At 46.5% G+C, this 19,633-nt stretch carries 15 protein-coding genes and 1 pseudogene; 12 read left to right on the top strand and 4 right to left on the bottom strand.

Features of this window, described 5'->3' with window-relative positions:
• The first annotated feature begins 253 nt into the window (after window positions 1-253).
• Window positions 254-1,630: an L-serine ammonia-lyase gene (locus tag ACRN9H_RS03560; RefSeq protein ID WP_432312491.1), complete on the top strand. Its 1,377-nt coding sequence runs from the start codon at window positions 254-256 to the stop codon at window positions 1,628-1,630.
• 89 nt (window positions 1,631-1,719) lie between these two features.
• Here the strand turns inward: ACRN9H_RS03560 and fghA are convergent, their stop codons facing one another.
• Together fghA and ACRN9H_RS03550 are read right to left on the bottom strand one after the other, a co-directional pair.
• Window positions 1,720-2,577, bottom strand: coding sequence for an S-formylglutathione hydrolase (gene fghA, locus ACRN9H_RS03555; RefSeq protein ID WP_432312490.1), 858 nt, complete (start codon window positions 2,575-2,577; stop codon window positions 1,720-1,722).
• 138 nt (window positions 2,578-2,715) lie between these two features.
• Window positions 2,716-3,855 (bottom strand): S-(hydroxymethyl)glutathione dehydrogenase/class III alcohol dehydrogenase, encoded by a 1,140-nt coding sequence (locus ACRN9H_RS03550; RefSeq protein ID WP_025007830.1) that lies wholly within the window; start codon window positions 3,853-3,855, stop codon window positions 2,716-2,718.
• 176 nt (window positions 3,856-4,031) lie between these two features.
• On the opposite strand from ACRN9H_RS03550, the gene ACRN9H_RS03545 reads away from it, so the two are divergent.
• Entirely contained in the window at window positions 4,032-4,910 is an 879-nt protein-coding gene (locus ACRN9H_RS03545; RefSeq protein WP_014610473.1) for a LysR family transcriptional regulator, read from the top strand.
• 45 nt (window positions 4,911-4,955) lie between these two features.
• Here the strand turns inward: ACRN9H_RS03545 and ACRN9H_RS03540 are convergent, their stop codons facing one another.
• Window positions 4,956-6,245: an NAD(P)/FAD-dependent oxidoreductase gene (locus ACRN9H_RS03540; protein ID WP_432312489.1), complete on the bottom strand. Its 1,290-nt coding sequence runs from the start codon at window positions 6,243-6,245 to the stop codon at window positions 4,956-4,958.
• A 346-nt stretch (window positions 6,246-6,591) separates the two neighbouring features.
• Between ACRN9H_RS03540 and ACRN9H_RS03535 the strand changes: the two genes are divergently transcribed.
• The gene (locus tag ACRN9H_RS03535) at window positions 6,592-7,245 is read left to right on the top strand and encodes a DUF938 domain-containing protein (protein ID WP_432312488.1); all 654 of its coding nucleotides are present in this window, start codon (window positions 6,592-6,594) and stop codon (window positions 7,243-7,245) included.
• Window positions 7,246-7,892: 647 nt separating this feature from the next.
• On the top strand, window positions 7,893-8,183 hold the full coding sequence (locus ACRN9H_RS03530; protein ID WP_432312487.1) for a cytochrome c3 family protein: 291 nt from the start codon (window positions 7,893-7,895) through the stop codon (window positions 8,181-8,183).
• Between the two features lie 158 nt (window positions 8,184-8,341).
• Here the strand turns inward: ACRN9H_RS03530 and ACRN9H_RS03525 are convergent, their stop codons facing one another.
• Complete coding sequence (locus ACRN9H_RS03525) at window positions 8,342-10,351, bottom strand: ATP-dependent DNA helicase (protein WP_432312486.1); 2,010 nt, start codon at window positions 10,349-10,351, stop codon at window positions 8,342-8,344.
• A 497-nt stretch (window positions 10,352-10,848) separates the two neighbouring features.
• On the opposite strand from ACRN9H_RS03525, the gene ACRN9H_RS03520 reads away from it, so the two are divergent.
• From ACRN9H_RS03520 to hisH, 8 genes and pseudogenes are all read left to right on the top strand, one after another.
• The gene (locus ACRN9H_RS03520) at window positions 10,849-11,826 is read left to right on the top strand and encodes a transposase (protein WP_432312531.1); all 978 of its coding nucleotides are present in this window, start codon (window positions 10,849-10,851) and stop codon (window positions 11,824-11,826) included.
• 232 nt (window positions 11,827-12,058) lie between these two features.
• Window positions 12,059-12,217, top strand: a pseudogene (locus tag ACRN9H_RS03515) (IS5/IS1182 family transposase); the annotation flags it as partial.
• 74 nt (window positions 12,218-12,291) lie between these two features.
• Window positions 12,292-13,071 carry a hypothetical protein gene (locus ACRN9H_RS03510; RefSeq protein WP_006086296.1) on the top strand — a complete coding sequence of 260 codons (780 nt, stop codon included), beginning with the start codon at window positions 12,292-12,294 and terminating at the stop codon, window positions 13,069-13,071.
• Between the two features lie 1,065 nt (window positions 13,072-14,136).
• Complete coding sequence (gene hisG / locus ACRN9H_RS03505) at window positions 14,137-15,036, top strand: ATP phosphoribosyltransferase (RefSeq protein ID WP_006086295.1); 900 nt, start codon at window positions 14,137-14,139, stop codon at window positions 15,034-15,036.
• A 3-nt stretch (window positions 15,037-15,039) separates the two neighbouring features.
• Window positions 15,040-16,362 (top strand): histidinol dehydrogenase, encoded by a 1,323-nt coding sequence (hisD, locus tag ACRN9H_RS03500; protein ID WP_432312485.1) that lies wholly within the window; start codon window positions 15,040-15,042, stop codon window positions 16,360-16,362.
• Between the two features lie 28 nt (window positions 16,363-16,390).
• The gene (gene hisC / locus ACRN9H_RS03495; protein ID WP_432312530.1) at window positions 16,391-17,590 is read left to right on the top strand and encodes a histidinol-phosphate transaminase; all 1,200 of its coding nucleotides are present in this window, start codon (window positions 16,391-16,393) and stop codon (window positions 17,588-17,590) included.
• A gap of 101 nt (window positions 17,591-17,691) precedes the next feature.
• Entirely contained in the window at window positions 17,692-18,783 is a 1,092-nt protein-coding gene (gene hisB, locus ACRN9H_RS03490) for a bifunctional histidinol-phosphatase/imidazoleglycerol-phosphate dehydratase HisB (RefSeq protein ID WP_432312483.1), read from the top strand.
• Window positions 18,784-18,814: 31 nt separating this feature from the next.
• On the top strand, window positions 18,815-19,567 hold the full coding sequence (gene hisH, locus ACRN9H_RS03485) for an imidazole glycerol phosphate synthase subunit HisH (protein WP_432312482.1): 753 nt from the start codon (window positions 18,815-18,817) through the stop codon (window positions 19,565-19,567).
• Window positions 19,568-19,633 lie beyond the last annotated feature (66 nt).

The following is a 19,633-nucleotide window of genomic DNA, read 5'->3' as shown; positions in this document are numbered from 1 at the left end:
AAAAATGGCTTGGAAATACGTTCCCAGTTAAGTTCAGCTTATGCGAACCATAACGAATTAAAAAAACTAATGTGAATTGTCACACTGTTCTATGGGATACTGATAGTAGAGTATTACACAGGCACATCTTGCATGAAAGAGCGCCTCAATAGACCAGAGTGTTTGCAGAAGATTAACCCGCTTCAATTTATAGCGCGAGCAATCCCATACACTCAAACTAAAATAATCATCAAGACACAACAGGACTTCTATCATGATTAGCGTATTTGACATGTTCAAGATTGGCATCGGTCCATCGAGCTCACATACTGTTGGCCCAATGAAAGCGGGCAAAATTTTTATGCAGCGTCTTACAGACTCAGGACTAGATAGCCAAATTGACGAATTAAGAGCAGAACTGTTTGGCTCTCTTGGCCAAACGGGTAAAGGCCACGGCACAGGTAAAGCCGTTATTTTAGGATTAATGGGCGAAGATCCTGAATTTGTCGATACCGAAAGCATTGATGGCATTTTAGACAGTGCATCAAAAAATGAAACGCTAACACTCAGTGGCGGTAAAATCGTTAAATTTACCCGTGAACATGGCATTATCTATCACAGACGTAAATCGCTGCCCGCACATGCCAACGCCATGACCCTATACGCTTATAGCCAAGGTGAATGTGTTTACGAACGAACTTATTATTCTGTCGGTGGCGGATTTATCTTAGACGAAGATGAAATTAGCCAACGCAATGCTTCACCTGCATCACCGATTCAATCTGCGCCGTTTGAGTTTGATAGTGCAGCGCAACTGCTCGAGCTGTGTGGCCAACAAGGCCTCAGCATTTCATCTTTGATGATGGCAAACGAGCAGAGCTTAGCCAGCGAAGACGAAGTGAAAGCCAAGCTGTGGAATATTTGGCAAACCATGAAAACCTGTATCGAACGCGGTTATCAAAAAGAAGGTATTTTACCTGGTGGCTTAAAGCTGCGTCGCCGCGCCCCTGCACTTTATCGTCGTTTAAAAGCCGAAGGCCGTAACAATGTTGACCCGTTAACGGCAATGGATTGGGTGGATTTATTCGCTCTTTCTGTTAACGAGCAAAATGCAGCCGGTGATCGCGTTGTGACAGCACCAACAAATGGTGCAGCGGGAATTATTCCAGCCGTATTATGTTATTACGATACTTTTGTACAAGCAGTAGATATCGATGTGTGTGCACGTTATCTATTAACAGCCGCTGCGATTGGCATTTTGTATAAGAAAAATGCCTCTATTTCTGGTGCTGAAGTCGGTTGCCAAGGTGAAGTCGGCGTGGCCTGTTCAATGGCCGCTGGCGCACTGACAGAAATCATGGGCGGCACGGTTGAGCACGTTGAAAACGCGGCTGAAATTGGTATGGAACATAATTTAGGTTTAACTTGTGACCCAGTAGGCGGCCTAGTGCAAGTGCCTTGTATTGAGCGTAATGCTATGGGCGCAATCAAAGCGATCAACGCCTCTCGTTTAGCGTTACGCGGAGATGGTCATCATAAGGTTTCACTGGATAAAGTGATCAAAACCATGATGGAAACCGGTAGAGATATGCGCAGCAAGTACAAAGAGACCGCCAAAGGCGGCTTAGCGGTCAACATTGTTGAGTGTTAATGTCATCTCGCTAATCGCTTAAATCGCACCATAAAAAATGCCGCAACTAATAAAGTCGCGGCATTTTTGTTTTCACTCATAGATACCGACTATGTAACACCGATTTCCGGCTTAAAGTACAAGCTATGGAACTTAAGGTGTTCTTCAATAAAGCTCGCGATGAAGTAGTAGCTGTGATCGTACCCCGCCTGCATCCGTACATCTAAGGGGTAGCCCTTAGCCTGCGCGATATCCACCAAGGACTGTGGCATCAATTGGGTGTCTAAAAAGCTATCGGCTTCACCTTGGTCAATCATAACTGGCACCTCGGCAATGGCGAGCTTGAGCAACTCACAAGCATCGTACTGGCGCCAGTGTTCACGATTCTCACCTAAATACTCACTAAAGGCTTTAATGCCCCAAGGTGCATTACTCGGATTCGAAATCGGGCTAAAGGCCGAAATTGAGCTGTATCTGTGCGGGTTACTGAGCCCAATCACCAAAGCGCCGTGGCCGCCCATAGAATGACCCGATATCGCTCGCTGTGTCGTCACGGGAAAATGTGCTTCAATCAAAGCAGGCAACTCGTGGACTATGTAATCATACATTTTGTAATGACGATTCCACGGTGCTTTTGTCGCATTGAGGTAAAAACCCGCGCCTAAGCCTAAATCGTAGGCTTTATCGGTTGCATCGGGCACACCATCTCCGCGAGGACTGGTATCGGGGGCCACAATTGCCATTCCAAGCTCAGCCGCCATGCGCTGCGCACCCGCTTTTTGCATAAAGTTTTCATCGGTGCAGGTTAAGCCTGAGAGCCAGTACAGCACAGGCACAGGTTTATTCACCGCTTCGGGCGGCAAATAAATGGCAAAACGCATCTCACAATTTAGCGACTGAGATTGATGGCGATATTGCTTATGCCAACCGCCAAAACTCTTATTACAACTGATATTTTCTATGGTCATACAAGTCCTTTTAAGCTCAATCTTTAGTGCTTAGTCATAACGCTTAGTGTACTCAGTTGGCAACACGGCAGACAGATTTGCACCTGTCTGCCGGTTTGTCACATCAAGCTGAAGCATCAATTGACAGTGCGAAACCGCTTATTTATCAAAATGGATCACGCTACGGATGCTCTTACCTTGGTGCATCAGCTCGAACGCTTCATTGATTTGCTCTAGTCCCATTGTATGGGTAATAAAGTCATCGAGCTTAAACTCACCGGCTAAGTAACGCTCAACAATGTGTGGTAACTCTGAACGCCCTTTCACGCCGCCAAAGGCGGAGCCGCGCCATACTCGACCCGTGACCAATTGGAATGGACGGGTTGAAATCTCTTGACCTGCACCGGCAACACCGATGATGACCGACTCGCCCCAACCCTTATGACAACACTCTAAGGCGCTGCGCATCACGTTGACGTTGCCGATACACTCAAATGAGTAATCTACGCCGCCGTCGGTCATCTCAACGATTACCTCTTGGATGGGCTTATCGAGTAATTTAGGGTTGATGCAATCGGTCGCGCCGAGTTTTTTGGCTAACTCGAACTTAGACTCGTTGATATCAATGGCGATAATGCGACTGGCTTTGGCCATAGTGGCACCGATAATCGCCGATAAACCGATACCGCCGAGGCCGAAAATCGCCACGGTTGCGCCTTCTTCCACTTTGGCCGTGTTCATCACAGCGCCCATACCTGTGGTTACGCCGCAACCTAGCAGACAAATTTCTTCTAATGGCGCGCTCTTATTGACTTTAGCCAATGAGATTTCAGGCAGCACAGTATATTCAGAGAAGGTCGAGCAGCCCATGTAATGGAAAATAGGTTTGCCATCGAGATAAAAACGCGTGGTGCCATCGGGCATTAAGCCTTTACCTTGGGTCGCCCGAATTTTTTGACATAGGTTAGTTTTGCCCGATAGGCAGAACTTACACTCGCCGCACTCTGGAGTGTAAAGTGGGATCACATGATCGCCCACTTGCACGCTGGTCACGCCCTCGCCTACTTGCTCAACAATACCGCCACCTTCATGGCCTAAAATGGCAGGAAATACCCCTTCTGGATCGTCGCCGCTCAGGGTAAACGCATCCGTGTGACACACGCCAGTAGCCACAATGCGTACTAACACTTCGCCCGCTTTTGGTAACATCACATCCACTTCTTCAATCTTAAGTGGTTGTCCTGGTCCCCAAGCCACTGCGGCCTTTGATTTAATAAACTGCGGTTTTTCGTTCGACATTGTTACGTCCCTTGAATAGGTAATAGGAGTAAGTCATTGGTGTATCATAAATTCAATTCAGGCCAAGCAAACTCTTGCGCCCATTGCACTGATGCTACTGAATAGGAGGATTGTATTTGTTTCTCAGCGAGAGACAATCTAGTATTCAAGCAATTCATTTTTACTGAGTAACAACAATGTATCTCTGGGATGGCATTTCTGAATTTGTCGCAGTGGCCGAGGCCGAAAGTTTTACCCTAGCAGCGCAGCGGCTGAATATCTCCACCGCCCACGTTAGCCGCCAAGTGAGCACCTTAGAAAATCGCCTTGGCACAAAACTCTTTTACCGCACAACCCGCAAAGTGTCGTTAACCGAAGAAGGCACGATTTATTATCGTCATTGCCGCCAATTACAAACGGGGTTAGAAGAAGCCGAGCGCGCCATCTCAAACCTAAAGGACTCACCCCAAGGCTTAGTCAAACTCACAGCGCCCGTCGCCTATGGCGAGAAATTTATCATGCCATTACTCAATGATTTTATGGTGCAATATCCCAGCGTTGAGTTTAGCGTCGACTTGACCAATCGCACCTTGGACTTGATTGAAGGCGGTTACGATCTGGCCATTCGCCTCGGAAAACTCGCAGATTCGAGCCTGATGGCCAAACCGCTCAGCAGCCGCACTCACTATGTCGCTGCCTCACCAAGCTATGTGGAAAAATACGGTCAGCCCCATACCTTATCAGAACTTAGCCAGCACAATTGTTTGATCGGTAATCATAATTACTGGCGCTTTGTAGAAAATGGCCGCGAGCGCAATATTAAAGTCCGCGGCAATCTCAATTGTAACAGTGGCTACGCATTAAGGGATGCGGCACTAAAGGGCATAGGGATAGTTCAACTGCCTGATTATTATATTGAAGAAGATATTCAAGCCGGACGGTTACTCTCCTTCCTTGACAGTCACCGCGAAGCCAAAGAAGGCATTTGGGCACTCTATCCGCAAAATCGCCACCTGTCGGCCAAGATCCGTGTATTGGTGGATTACCTCGCCGAAAAACTCGCCGAGCAGGATTAAATACTGTTTGAGCAGATTGATTGATGGCAGACAACACGGCGCAGACTAGCGCCAGTTTTCCCGCAAAGTGTAATACAACATACCTAACGCCAACGCTTGATTACCAAACCATTCATTTAACGGAATGCGGATATGACGCATGGCGGCAAACAAATCAAATTCACGCAATTGCCCATCCATCGCATTGGCCATGATCTCGGCCATAATGTGCGATGTCGCCACTCCGTGCCCAGAATATCCTTGGCAATAGAATACATTAGGCGACACTTTGCCAAGCTGCGGAATACGGTTAATCACAATGCCTGCCATTCCCGCCCAGGCAAATTCGATATCAACGCCCTTTAATTGTGGAAACGTACGCTCAATCGCGGGCCGTAATTCCGCCGCCACATTTTTAGGATCGCGGCCGCTGTAGTTAGTGCCGCCGCCGAACATCAGCCGTTTATCCGCGGTCAGGCGATAGTAATCCAGTACAAAGCGGCAATCGTACACGGCTAAATCCTGCGGATTGATTTGTAAAGCGATCTCATCGGGCAGAATCGCTGTGGCGCAATTGCCTAAGGACGCCGGAAATAACATGCCACGCAGTTTTGGACGGGCGAGTTTATGGTAAGCATTACCGGCGATCAGCACACTGTTGGCGCGCACTTTTCCCTTGGCGGTGACAACGGTAGCAAGATCGCCTTCTTCAATATCGAGCACGGGTGAGTTTTCAAAGATTAATGCCCCAAGACCTGCTGCGGCGCGGACTTCACCCAGGCATAAATTGACTGAGTGCAAATGCATATTACGCCGATTGATTAAGCCGCCGTGATACAAGGGCGAACCTAAATAGGCGGGTATTTCATCGGCGGATACCAGCGTCATAAATTCACCCATGCCGCGGCGCTGTGCCTCATCATGCATCGCCTTAAGCTCGTGCATGTGCTGCATCTGGTAAGCGGTTTGGATATGACCAAACTTTAAATCACAGTCTATGCCGTACTTGGCCACCCGATTTTTAATAATGTCGTGGCCGCGCCAACGTAAATTCCACACATACTCTTCAGCTTCATTGCCAATCTGGCGGCGCAGTTGTTTTGTCATCGCTGCATCGCCAGACAAACTGCCCGTCACCTGCCCGCCGTTGCGTCCGGTTGCGCCCCACGCAATTTTATTAGCCTCAATAAGTGCCACCTTGTAGCCCTTCTCGGATAATTCCAACGCCGTTGCCACGCCGGTAAACCCGCCACCGACAATCGCCACATCGACTCGAATGTCGCCTTCAAGCGCAGGATAATCTGACTCTTGGTCAATGGTGGCATTGTAGTAGGAGGCGCAACGCTCTGCTGACATAGTCATTCCTTGATGTTGAAAGTTAAGTACTGAAAGCTGTGTTCTGGTGATTAGTGTTGAGTCTTAGTCTGTGAGCGCTAGCGTTAACACGTTACCCGTCGATGTTGTTTTATATTTTTTACAAGCGTTCAGAATTTGAGAGTATATCTGAGTTGAGATCGAGGTCAACCGTGGATTGAGTTAACCGCTTGCTGGACATAACAAAGGAAGCAGGAATGGCTTCTGATTGAAGAACCTAGGATTAAAGCGTGGCTCATTTTATCTTTTAAACCTTATACTTTTTGCTGGTTTAAGATAGGCTTGTGCGGCGTTATCCTCTTTTTATCTCAGCAACCTAGAGTCCATTATGCCACGATTGCCAATTGTCCAACCAATGACCCAACTGCCGTTTTCCCAAGCGTGCGAAAACAACAAAGCACCGATTTTAGCGGTATTAACACAAGCATTCTCACTCAACCAGCATGTACTCGAAATCGGCAGTGGCACGGGCCAACATGCGGTGTATTTTGCCGCCAATCTGCCCCATTTAATCTGGCAAACCAGCGATCAAGCTGAATATATTGAGGTCATTAGCGCAAGGTGCAAGCAAGAAGGCAGGCTATGCGATGCAACGGCAAATCTAGTTTTACCCATTATCCTTGATGTTACCGCGCCATGGCCGGTGGACGGCTTAACACCCGAGATTGACGCCGTTTTCAGCGCCAATACTTTGCATATTATGAGCAAAAACATGGTAGAAGCGTTTTTTACTGGCCTTGGTCTGTATCTCCCCCAACTCAAGACCCTGTGCATCTACGGCCCGTTTAACTATCAAGGCGAGTTTAGCAGTGACAGCAATCGCCAGTTTGATGGTTTTTTAAAACAGCGCGACCCCGCCAGCGGTATTCGCGATATAGAATGGATTTGTCAGCTCGCTAGTGAGCAAGAGTTAACACTTCAGCATGATATCGCGATGCCAGCAAATAATCGTTTATTGCAGTTTGTACGCGACTCACTTTAGTCATTAAGCTTAATGTTTTATTAGGGTAAAAAACTCAGCACTTTATTTTTACTCCCAGTAAATAATCTCCGCAGAACCCATCTGGTATCGGTCATTTTTGCCCTAATGAACTCCCTTACTTCAGAGCTATAGGTTAAGGGAGTGACCTTACCGCTAAAAACGTAAAAGCGACGACAAAACTCATAGAATTACCATCTTAAATAAACAATAAAGTCATTTTTTATCATTTACATGACCAAGTCAGTATTTTCATAAATAGAATTATAGAAAAAAGATTAACTCATTAAGATAATAAACCCTGCGACATAACCTTAATCATAGTTTTTAACTAAAAAAACATTAACTCAGTCACTTTTGATAATGATCAATATTTTACCACTTTAAAAACTTATTATACCAACGTAAGGCGTCCTAACCCTAAACGACCTTAAAATTAAAATCTATATTTTTATATTTCACCATAAAAGCCATGAATTGCATAGTAATGACAATGAGCGATATATTAAAACTGTGCAATAACGATTTTATAAAATACATCTTTAACCTTAAATAGAAATTTACATCCATAACATACTCACATGATGCAATAAGTGATGTGCCGGTTTAAGAATGATGATTTAACCTAAAAATAAAAGAAGGAAAATGATATGTTTAAAAAGATGATGCTAATCGCTGCACTGTGCTTGTCGACTAATTTAATGGCGGCATCACTTGCCGATAGCCATTCTGAAAGAGCTGAGTGTGAATCTTGCCACAAAGATAAAGCGCCTTCAGCAGACTTGGCGTTTGAAAATCAGCAATGTATTTCATGCCATGGTGAAATGAAAACCCTCACTGGGGAAGCTCATGCTAAGCATGATGGCGTAGTAGAATGCACGACTTGCCATATCGCCCACGAAGAAAAAGCGCCTGCTGATTCCTGTAAAGACTGCCATTAATTGACTCTCATTGTAAAAATTTATGTTGAAGAACATCATTAGGCTAAATGCTGTTTAGCCTAATTTCAACGGGACTTGCCACCGACTGATTGTAAGTGGCAAGTTTCATCTACGCTTTAATGTTATTGATATATAACCAGTAAATATCTGATTAATCCTCAAGATATCCCTCTCAAGAAAGTCAGCGCTTTATCTAAGTCACGAGTGCGCGCCATCGGCGGCAATGAATTTAAAAAGGCTTGGCCGTAATAGCGATTCACGATGCGATTATCACAAAGGATCAGCACACCGCGATCTTTTTCATCACGAATAAGACGGCCAACACCTTGTTTCAGAGCAATAATCGCCTGAGGTAACGACACCTCAGTAAAAGGATCGAGTCCCTGACGACTCACATTGTCGGCTCGAGCACGATACAAAGGCTCATCGGGCGACACAAAAGGTAATTTGTCGATGATCACGCAGCTTAACAATTTGCCGCGCACATCCACCCCTTCCCAAAAACTGCTGGTGCCGAGCAACACCGCATTTCCGAGTTGGCGAAACTTCGTCAGCAGACTCTGTTTACCCGCTTGACCTTGTACTAGCAGCGGATACTGAGTGCGAGTTCGCAGTGCCAACGCCGCTTGTTCGAGCATTTTATGGCTGGTAAATAAAATAAAAGTCCGTCCCTGCGCCGCGTCTATCGCTTGCACGCACACCTCCACCAGCTGCTTTAATGCTTGCTGTTGATTGGTCACGCTGCCAAGTTGTCTCGGCACACAAAATACCGCGTGGCGGGGATAATCGAAGGGACTGTCGAGAATGCTTTGCTGCGCATCGACGATGCCCATTTCTCTGGCGAAATGGGCAAGGCTGCGGTTAACCTGCAAGGTTGCCGAGGTAAATATCCAGCTGGTTTCAGGCACAAATAACTGCTGGCACTCACGGGCAATATTGATCGGTGAAATTCGTAGCACCACAAAGCGACTGCCAAATTCGATGCTGTAGGCCGCCAGATTATTATCACAGTTAAAAAACACACTGAGCTTATTATTCAGCTCTGCCAACTTGATGGCGATATCATCTAACAATTCACTGCGGCCAATATGGGCCATTAATAAATTCTGCAGCGCAGTTAATTCCGCTAATAAATCCCATGATGCCGCCGCGAGCGCTTTATTGCCCAGCACTAAACGCCAGTCGGATTCACCGCAGGAATATAACTGATTATGCCAGTCACTTAATTTAGCGAGGCAACGCTGACAAAATTGCGCGAGTTGCCCAGTATCACTGAGTTCGGTCTGATAAATAGCGAGTAGCTTTTGAATAAAATCATCGATAGTGCGACTCGAACATTGCTGGCCAAAATAGTTAACGCAAATATCGGGTAATAAATGCGCTTCATCGAAAATCACTACGTCGGGATCGGGCAGTAACTCGGCAAAGCCCGTGTCTTTAAGTACGCTATCAGCGAAAAACAAATGGTGGTTAACCACGATGATTTTGGCATCCATGGCTCGGCTGCGCGCCTTGCGCGTAAAGCAGGCATCATAAAAATCGCAGCGCTTACCAATACAGCTTTCTTTAGTACTGACTACGAGCGGCAACGCCGAGGAATTCTCAGGTACTGAGGTTAAACCGCCAATATCACCATCTTTACAGGTGCTCGCCCACTGATTGATTTTCAACAAATCATCCAACAAACGCGCATCGATACGTGTCGCCTCGCTCATTTGCTTATCGAGTCGCCACTGGCACAGATAATTATTGCGCCCCTTTAGCAGCGCCAGTTTGGGCTCAATTCCCAACATGGCGACCAGCGCGGGTAAATCTTTAAAAAACAACTGCTCTTGCAGATTTTTACTGCCGGTACTGACGATAACTTGCTTGCCGCTCAATATCGCGGGGATCAAATATGCAAAGGTTTTACCCACCCCAGTGCCCGCCTCAATCACCACATTACCCTTAGACGCTATCGCCTCACTCACTTGCTGCGCCATCTGCATTTGGCTTGTGCGCGCACTAAACCCTTGAATATGTTTCGACAATACTCCATCGGGCAAAAATGCCCGTTGCACTTCGCCCGCTAGTCGGCTCACCGCAGCAGCGCCTTTTGCGGCAGCAGGCTTAGCCACTATTTCTTTAGAGGGAGCATGCTTTGATGTCGGTTGGCGGGAGCGAGTCAAAGGGAGAATCAATCCTTTATTAAGGTGTTAGGGAGCGGTATAAAACAATGTAGTAAGGCCACACTATAAGCTGCTGCGGGGCTGCTGAGCGAGTGCATTGTAATGACTTTACTTAACCACAAGCACTGGTTAGTGCCGCAAACAGCTACCATAAACAATAGTGTTAAGCTTAACAGCTCGAAGCATTATGCTGATTTAAGATAAGACTACAAGTTAGCAAGAATAATTTCGCGGGTTCTTTCCCTCGCGCCATACATGAGCCACCATTTAAAGCTGTTCATTATGGGTAGTCAGTTTTGATACAAAGCTCCCAAAACAAGATACTTGAGTACGCGCAGAGTTTTTCTCAGTTTTTCTAAGCTGTAGTTTTTCTAAGCCACCCATAGTTTTTCTAAGCCACCCATTGTTAATTATTGCGAGTTTCATGGTGCTTCTTGGTGAATCACCAATTTCGCAACTAGGCTTAGTGTCTGTTTCCCCGCACAAGGAGTGTGATGATGCCACAACCAAGGAGAACTCAAGTCAGTTTGGAAGATACGCCTTTTTATCACTGCTGTAGTCGGGTAGTTAGACGTGCCTATTTATGTGGTGAAGACCTTTTCTCTGGTAAAAATTACGACCATAGACGTGAATGGGTAGAGCTGCAATTACTTAAACTGGCTCAGGTTTTTGCTATTGATGTTGCAGCATATGCAGTGATGAGCAACCATCTGCACTTGGTACTTTGTGTGGATATTTTCCAAGCCAATCAATGGAGTGATAGAGAAGTGCTTGAGCATTGGCATCAAGTATTTAAAGGTACTGAATTAACACAACAATTTGTCAAAGGGCAAGTTGTTGAAGCCCATGACGTGGCTAACCTTAAACACCATATCGCCCTATACCGCAGTCGCTTAAGTGATATCTCTTGGTTTATGCGAGCGTTAAATGAACCTATCGCCCGTAAGGCAAATCAAGAGGATAACTGCACTGGACGCTTCTGGGAGGGCCGTTTTAAATCCCAAGCCCTACTCGATGAGACGGCAGTACTCGCATGTATGACCTATGTTGACCTCAACCCTATCCGCGCTCAACTGGCCACAACACCAGAAACCTCGGATTTCACCAGTATTCAACGGCGTATCCGTGCGGCACTAGCAGGCAAACAACCTCAAACATTATTACCTTTTATCGGTAATGAGCTGGACAATATGCCTAAAGGGCTGCACTTTAATTTACAAGAGTATCTACAACTTGTCGACGATACCGGCAGAATTATTCGCGATGATAAACGCGGGAGTATCAGTTCGAGCAGTGCTAGCTTACTGAGTCGCCTTAATATTCCGCCTGAGCATTGGCTTAAGCTCACTCACCATTTCGGGCAGCTATTTAAAGGTCCCGTGGGTACTTTGCAAGAACTTACTTGTTACTGCGAACACCTTGAAAAGCGACGAAGGCACTATCGACACAGCTGCCAGTATTTAATGGCAAGCTGACCGAAGCAGAGATAATTTAGTGTTCAAATTGATTAATCCACCGCAGTGGAGAATATGGCTCGAACTTAATCCATCCAATTTCAGCTAAATATCGGCAAATGAATATAAAACGACCAAAAACCCCTCGGAAATGTGACTTTCAACCTCTGTAAAATACCTTTGGTAAATGCGACTTAGGTGTTGTAGGTTATGTTTCGCATCATGGGTGGCTTGGAAATCGGCTTGGAAATCGTCACTAGCAGAGACTGCCATGGGCCGATATAAACGGTTGAATAGTCCAATGCTAAGTTTGCGTGATTATAATGGGCAAGTCGCTGAGGCGTTAACTGGTGTGAAGGCGATGAACAAAGTCATTAGACTGGGTATGCCCGTTCGACAGCAAGTTGCTTAATCTGCCAGAAGCCTTGGAATGATTACCTTATATGAAATGATTTAATCAACAACGCCGCTTGAGAGGACAAATTATTGATACAACTTGATGATCATATCGCGACACTGTCACACATTGTATTTTCTACTGATGACGTAGTTGAGTGGGGTGGTGTCTATCAGTGGCTTCATATCTCAGCATCTATTGAATCGGTATCTTTGGATACAATTAAATATAATCAAAGTTTCGGATGGTGTGCACCTGCTGATGAATTTGATCTGGCAAGAGATAAATTACTGCCTATATTTGCTACAAAATTAGCAATCTTCAATTTCGTGTGGGGAGCACTTGAATCTACGATAGATATAGTTAAGCCGCCTAAGAACCCCGATAAATCTAAACGAGGAAAAATTAGAGATACTTGCCTTTGGTTAAGTTCTTTTAATAAGTCAGAACCAATACCGGAGTTATTAACTCAAACTACTTTGTTTAGAGCTTTAGCCTTACAATCAATTGGCTATGACCGTGTAGAGAAACGTATTTCAGCGACAGATGAATTTGGCGCTACTGGTGTTGGTTTATATGGAGTTTATGAATTAAGAAATTTATTTGCACATGGTAGTATGGAGTTTCCATATCCAGATGGCGAAAACCTTCCTGTATGTGCCGAAATAGACTTAGTCGACTGCGCAACACGCATTGTTTTGTTTTCTATTCAATTGCTAATGCTGAAACACTTTCCGAATCCAGAAGATTATGAAGTCTTTGTAACTTCGGTTAGTGGGAATCTAGATGGCGAAACCAATTTATCTTATGCTCTGCGAGTTTGCCATTTGGAAGAAAAAGAGCTAGTAACACTTAAGTTTCAGATGTAACCACTTAACAATCAAGGCAATGTGTTACACCCGTCTGTTTTGATTTGTAGTTCGTACACCTTATTGCAGGCGTTAATCCATAGATATTTTAATTCGAAACTCACCGATTAGAGCTGAAAATCTAACAAGATTTTGTCAAAAAGTGTACTCAGTATGTTTTCAGCCTTAACAAATCGGCTTTTCTAAAACATCTATAACTAATTCTAAAAAATAGTGGCCACATAACCAATTGAAATAAAAAATACAGTAATTGTTAGTGCTAGCTCTAGCCTTTTGAACTTACAGACAACACGAATGCACAAAAGGTGCGCTATGGTGATTAGCGAGACGATCGTCCGCCCCATGGACGGGGCGAGCATCCAAGGACGGGCTGCGAGTCGGTGAGTAAATGCCATGGCAAGCCTACGTGAGTAGATATCAGTAAACGCACAGCACCGCACAACTCAAGTTACGAATCCCCTGCACGACTTTCCAACACATTTCGGTCCACTTTCAACATCCCCTCAACAAATATGCTCAATGGCTTTATTTAGCGATAACCACCTGCCTTTCACAAAAACGCATAAATATTCTCATTTAATTCAAAATTGCTGTTGCAAAGGCTCATAAAAGCGGTTAGTTTAAATCCACTTATACGGATAGACGTCCGTAACAACGCATTCAACGCTTCACTGTATTTCGAGCAGTTGAGCCAATAAAGCTAAATACCGAGAGAGTAAAATGAGCCCACTACTGAACGCTATTCACCACCATCACCACCATATGCGGTAGCCTTCGGACGCTCACTGCCGGAGGACTATATCCTTCTGGCGGACTGATTCAAGATGATCATAAACCCCTGGAAGGAATTCCGGGGGTTTTTTGCATTTAGGCGCTAATTTTGGTTTTAATTTTGATTTTAATTTAATAAGAAATTTTAGATATTTTACAAATTATCAATACGTTAGCTAGAGCTCTTAGCAAGATTACTTAGCTAGAGTCCATTAAACGGCAAGACGTATTAAACCGATTAAACAACACACTTTTGAATCTTTTAATTTTGATACTTTTGAGCGAGATAACACTATGACTGAATCGAACCGTTTACGCATCGCCATCCAAAAATCTGGTCGTCTTTCTACTGACTCTCAGCAACTGCTAAAAAGCTGTGGTGTTAAATTTTCCATTAATGAACAACGCCTTATTGCTCACGCCGACAATATGCCTATCGATTTACTGCGCGTTCGTGATGACGATATCCCAGGATTGGTGATGGACGGCGTGGTTGATATGGGGATCATAGGGGAAAACGTGCTCGAAGAAGAACAAATCGAGCGTCAAACCCTGAACAAACCTGCAGATTGCCTCAAACTGCGTCAGTTAGATTTCGGTTCATGTCGCCTCTCGTTAGCCGTACCAACAGAATTCAGTTACGCCGATGCCTCCTCTTTAGAAGGATTACGCATCGCCACTTCTTACCCGAACCTGCTGCGCCGTTTTATGCAACAAAAAGGCATAACTTATCGCGACTGTATGTTAAAAGGCTCGGTTGAAGTCGCCCCACGTGCCGGCCTTGCCGATGGTATTTGTGATCTGGTGTCGACGGGCGCTACCTTAGAAGCCAACGGTTTATACGAAACTGAAGTGATTTACCGCTCTATGGCCTGCATCATTCAATCGACCCAAACCCAAACACCGACTAAACAAGCACTCATCGACAAAATTCTGTCCCGCGTCAATGGCGTTATCCGCGCCCGTGAGAGCAAATACATCCTGCTGCACGCGCCAACCGAAACCTTAGATCAAATCGTCGCCCTGCTGCCCGGCGCCGAAAACCCTACCGTATTGCCATTAAACGATGACACTAACCGCGTGGCTATTCACGCCGTCAGTACCGAAGATTTGTTCTGGGATACCATGGAACAACTAACTGCACTCGGTGCTAGTTCGATTCTGGTGATGCCAATCGAAAAAATGATGGGGTAATGTATGGATATCCTAACTTGGTCAACCTTATCAATCGCCGAACAGAAAGATGCTCTCAAACGTTCACCCTTAATTGGTGATAGTGGCTTAGAGCAAAGCGTTCGCGCCATTCTCGATGCGGTGGCAAGCCGCGGTGATGCGGCCATTGCAGAGTTTAATCAAAAGTTTGATGGCTTTAATAGCGCAACCAAAGATTTAAGTGGAAAAGGAAGTGGCGAACTGCGCATGGGCGAAAGTGAGATTGCCGCAGCGTGTGCACGGGTGTCACCGGAGCTGAAAGCAGCTATATCCAAAGCCATGGCGAATATAGATGTGTTTCACAGCGCCCAGCAATTTCGCCCGATTGATATGGAAACCGAGGCGGGAGTACGCTGCGAGTTACGTAGCGAACCAATTGAAAAAGTCGGTTTATATATCCCCGGTGGTAGCGCGCCATTAATTTCTACCGTGATGATGCTTGCCCTGCCCGCCAAGATCGCCGGCTGCGAACAAAGAGTATTGGTCAGTCCACCGCCGATCAACGATGCCATTATCTATGCCGCCAATGCCTGCGGGATCACTGAAATCTATCAAGTGGGCGGCGCGCAGGCGATTGCAGCACTGGCCTTTGGCACAGAAACAATTCCGGCGGTTGATAAGATTTTTGGCCCAGGTAATCGCTATGTGACTGAAGCTAAACGCTTAGTGTCACAGGATGGTCGCTGCACTGTGTGTATCGATATGCCGGCTGGTCCTTCTGAGGTGTTGGTGATTGCCGATAGCGACGCGAATTGCGAATTTATCGCCGCCGATTTGCTTTCACAAGCTGAGCACGGCCCTGATTCACAAGTGATTTTAGTAACGGATTCGCAAGCTATCGCGGACGGCGTCAATGATGCACTAACAAGACAACTCGCCGTCCTGCCGCGTTGTGATATCGCGGCAACGGCGCTACTGAGCAGTCGCACTTTTGTTGTTGACGATATGCTGCAAGCCGCGCAGGTTTCTAATCAATATGGGCCTGAGCACTTGATCATTCAAACGCGCTTTCCCCGTGAGGTGTTGAAAAACATTCGCGCCGCTGGCTCGGTATTTTTAGGCGCTTATACGCCTGAATCTGTTGGCGATTATGCCAGTGGCACCAACCACGTGCTGCCGACTTACGGTTACAGTCGCGCCGTGTCGAGTCTGTCATTAGCTGATTTTAGCCGCCGCTTTACCGTGCAGGAACTCAGCGCTAAAGGCTTAATTGGACTGGGACAAGCGGTCATGACATTAGCCAGTAACGAATTGCTCGATGCACACAAAAATGCCGTCGCAGTACGTTTAGCTAGCCTTAAGAAATGATCCGCATAATGAGATGTGAGTGAAGAAAATGAGCCAAGTGAGCAGCATGGAAAAGACAGCAGAACCCGCAGCATTAGCATCGACGTTAGCACCATCAACGTTAACGCAATCGGCGTCGCTAAATTTAGCCGAGCGCCTAGCGCGCCCTGAATTACTGGATTTAACGCCCTACCAAAGTGCCCGCAGACTGGGCGGTCGTGGTGATATTTGGATCAATGCCAACGAATCGCCGTTCAATAATGTCGATAAGGCAGCGCTCGATTTATCGAAATTGAATCGTTACCCAGAATGCCAACCGCCGCAGCTTATCAATGCCTACAGCGAATACAGCGGCGTGAGCGCCAGCAAGATAGTCGCCAGCCGCGGCGCCGATGAAGCGATTGAGCTGTTAATTCGCGCCTTTTGTATTCCAGGCGTCGACAGCATCGCCTGCTTTGGCCCAACGTACGGCATGTATGCCATCAGCGCGAACACCTTTAATGTGGGCGTTAAAGCGTTAAATCTCAGCGCAGAATATGGCTTGCCGACAAGCTATGCCGAGGACGTTCGCGGCGCAAAACTGGTGTTTATCTGTAATCCCAATAATCCGACCGGGACTGTGATAGACAAAGCCATTATCGAGCAAGCGATCAAAGCCCTGCCCGATTCGCTTGTGGTCATCGATGAGGCCTATATTGAGTTTTGCCCTGAATACAGTGTGGCGGATTTACTGGAAAGTTATCCTAATCTAGTGGTGCTACGCACCCTGTCAAAAGCTTTTGCACTCGCCGGCGCACGTTGTGGTTTTATGCTAGCAAACGAGGCCGTAGTCGAAATTATTATGCGCGTGATTGCGCCCTATCCTGTGCCGCTGCCAGTGAGTGAGGTCGCCACGCAGGCGCTATCAAGCGTAGGCGTTGCGCGAATGAAAGTGCAAGTTGCTGAATTAAATGAGCAAGGCGCCAGACTCACAGCGGCGATCAGCACTTATTGTTCAAAATCGAATAGTTCAGATTCGCGCGCCCGCGTGCTTAAGCCTAACGGCAATTATGTGCTGGCTGAATTTGATGATGTCGCCAAGGTCGCAGCGTTACTGCAAGGCAGCGGTGTTGTCGCCCGCGCCTACAAAGACCCAAGGCTTGCCAAGGCTATCCGCTTTAGCTTTAGTTCTAAGGCGGATACCGATGTGTTAGTGAATTTATTTGAATCGCAACGCACTGAGCTGTCACCAGAAACGAATAATAAGTAACTGAACATAAAAACTAATAAAACCAATAAAAAGCGAATGCCGCGCTGAAGGTGAAATCAGCTTAAGCATTAGCTAAACGAATTGAATTTGAAGGTAGAGCCATGAACCCACAATTTATCCCGAACGTTGCACAAAAAATTCTGTTTATCGACCGCGATGGCACCTTGATTGAAGAACCCGTCACCGACAAACAGGTCGATAGTCTGGCTAAATTAGTGTTCGAGCCACAGGTGATCCCCGCTTTGCTACGTCTGCAAAAGGCGGGGTTTCGTTTAGTCATGGTCAGCAATCAAGACGGCCTTGGCACACCGTCTTTCCCACAGGAAGATTTCGATGCGCCCCACAATATGATGATGCAAATCCTCAAAAGCCAAGGGGTTAACTTTGAAGATGTGGTGATTTGCCCGCACTTTTTTGATGAAAATTGCAGCTGCCGTAAACCTAAGCTTGGGCTAGTAAAAGACTATCTCACCCAAGGCTTCATCGATTTCACCCAATCGGCGGTGATTGGCGATCGCGAAACTGATGTGGAACTCGGCAATGCCATGGGCATTAAAAGCCTTAAATATCAACGCGACACTTTAGGCTGGAACGCCATCGCCGATGCGCTGCTGAATAAAGGCCGCACCGCCACTGTTGTGCGTACCACCAAAGAAACCGATATTCGCGTAACTGTTGATCTCGACAGCCCCGTTAAAGGCAAAATCGACACTGGCATTGGCTTTTTCGACCACATGCTCGATCAAATTGCCACCCACGGTAATTTTAGAATGGATGTGAAAGTCGATGGCGATCTGGAAATCGACGATCACCACAGCATCGAAGACACGGCACTAGCCATAGGTGATGCCCTGCGCCAAGCGCTCGGTGACAAACGCGGCATTGCCCGTTTCGGCTTTAGCCTGCCGATGGACGAAGCCAAGGGCGAATGTCTGCTGGATATCTCTGGTCGTCCTTTTATCAAATTCTCGGCCAATTTTGAGCGTGAGCACGTCGGCGAAATGGCCACTGAAATGGTGCCGCACTTCTTCCGATCCTTTGCCGATGGCCTGCGCTGTACGCTACATGTCGCCGCCGAAGGTGATAACGATCACCACAAGGTTGAAGCCCTGTTTAAAGTGCTCGGCCGCGCGCTACGCCAAGCGGTTAAAGTCGAAGGCGATATTCTGCCATCGAGCAAAGGCGTGCTTTAAGGCATCAGCATAAATCGTTTAAGAGGTTAGGATGCAACAAGACACTCTATTAACAGCTGGCCAGCAATTAACAGCAAATGAATCATCAGATGCTGAAACCGTCATCATAGACACGGGCTGCGCCAATTTAAACTCAGTACGTTTCGCCTTCGAGCGTTTAGGCGCTAAGGTATTGGTCACAGACGATAAAGCCAAAATCAAAGCGGCAAAACGTGTGGTACTGCCGGGTGTGGGCACGGCGGGTGCAGCCATGGCGTCCTTACATGAAAAAGGCTTGGTCGAACTCATTCAAGGCCTGACTCAACCTGTGCTGGGTGTGTGCCTTGGCATGCAAATGTTGGCGGCGATTTCTAAGGAGCGTGGCGGCAAAGGTCAAGACTGCAAATGCTTAGGCATAATCCCAACCGACATTTGCGAGCTGGATACCCAGTTACTCAAAGCTGAAGGCTTACCTTTACCGCACATGGGCTGGAACCAACTTAAGCTAACGACAAACTCACAAGGAGCCAAAACCCCTAGCGTTCACCCGCTATTTGCGGGTATTGAAGATGGCAGTTATGTATATTTCGTCCACAGTTACCGCGCGCCGTTGAGTGAATTTACCTTAGCCCAATGTACCTATGGTGAAGGTTTTAGCGCCGCCATTGGCAAAGGCAACTTTATGGGCGTGCAGTTCCACCCCGAAAAAAGTGCCGCCGTGGGCGCGCAAATTCTGCGTAACTTTTTGCTGATGGATGAAGCGCTGATGGACAAGCTGGAGCAGGAAAGGCTGACCAATGAATAAATTACTTAGCAAAAAACTAACTACTAATAAACCACTTATAAATAAATCAATCGAGGTTTTAAACTT

Source organism: Shewanella sp. MF08487 (assembly GCF_050848685.1).
GTDB lineage: Bacteria > Pseudomonadota > Gammaproteobacteria > Enterobacterales > Shewanellaceae > Shewanella > Shewanella glacialipiscicola.
The sequence above is the reverse complement of the archived record's forward strand: the minus strand, read 5'-3'. Positions and strand labels throughout refer to the sequence as shown.

Bases quoted from the DNA above. Each gene is read 5' to 3' on its own strand.
- ACRN9H_RS03545 (WP_014610473.1), top strand. From the start codon at position 4,032: ATGTATCTCTGGGATGGCATTTCTGAATTTGTCGCAGTGGCCGAGGCC.
- ACRN9H_RS03535 (WP_432312488.1), top strand. From the start codon at position 6,592: ATGCCACGATTGCCAATTGTCCAACCAATGACCCAACTGCCGTTTTCC.
- ACRN9H_RS03520 (WP_432312531.1), top strand. From the start codon at position 10,849: ATGCCACAACCAAGGAGAACTCAAGTCAGTTTGGAAGATACGCCTTTT.
- ACRN9H_RS03530 (WP_432312487.1), top strand. From the start codon at position 7,893: ATGTTTAAAAAGATGATGCTAATCGCTGCACTGTGCTTGTCGACTAAT.
- ACRN9H_RS03540 (WP_432312489.1), bottom strand. From the start codon at position 6,245: ATGTCAGCAGAGCGTTGCGCCTCCTACTACAATGCCACCATTGACCAA.
- hisD (WP_432312485.1), top strand. From the start codon at position 15,040: ATGGATATCCTAACTTGGTCAACCTTATCAATCGCCGAACAGAAAGAT.
- ACRN9H_RS03550 (WP_025007830.1), bottom strand. From the start codon at position 3,855: ATGTCGAACGAAAAACCGCAGTTTATTAAATCAAAGGCCGCAGTGGCT.
- ACRN9H_RS03560 (WP_432312491.1), top strand. From the start codon at position 254: ATGATTAGCGTATTTGACATGTTCAAGATTGGCATCGGTCCATCGAGC.
- hisH (WP_432312482.1), top strand. From the start codon at position 18,815: ATGCAACAAGACACTCTATTAACAGCTGGCCAGCAATTAACAGCAAAT.
- hisB (WP_432312483.1), top strand. From the start codon at position 17,692: ATGAACCCACAATTTATCCCGAACGTTGCACAAAAAATTCTGTTTATC.
- fghA (WP_432312490.1), bottom strand. From the start codon at position 2,577: ATGACCATAGAAAATATCAGTTGTAATAAGAGTTTTGGCGGTTGGCAT.
- hisG (WP_006086295.1), top strand. From the start codon at position 14,137: ATGACTGAATCGAACCGTTTACGCATCGCCATCCAAAAATCTGGTCGT.
- hisC (WP_432312530.1), top strand. From the start codon at position 16,391: ATGAGCCAAGTGAGCAGCATGGAAAAGACAGCAGAACCCGCAGCATTA.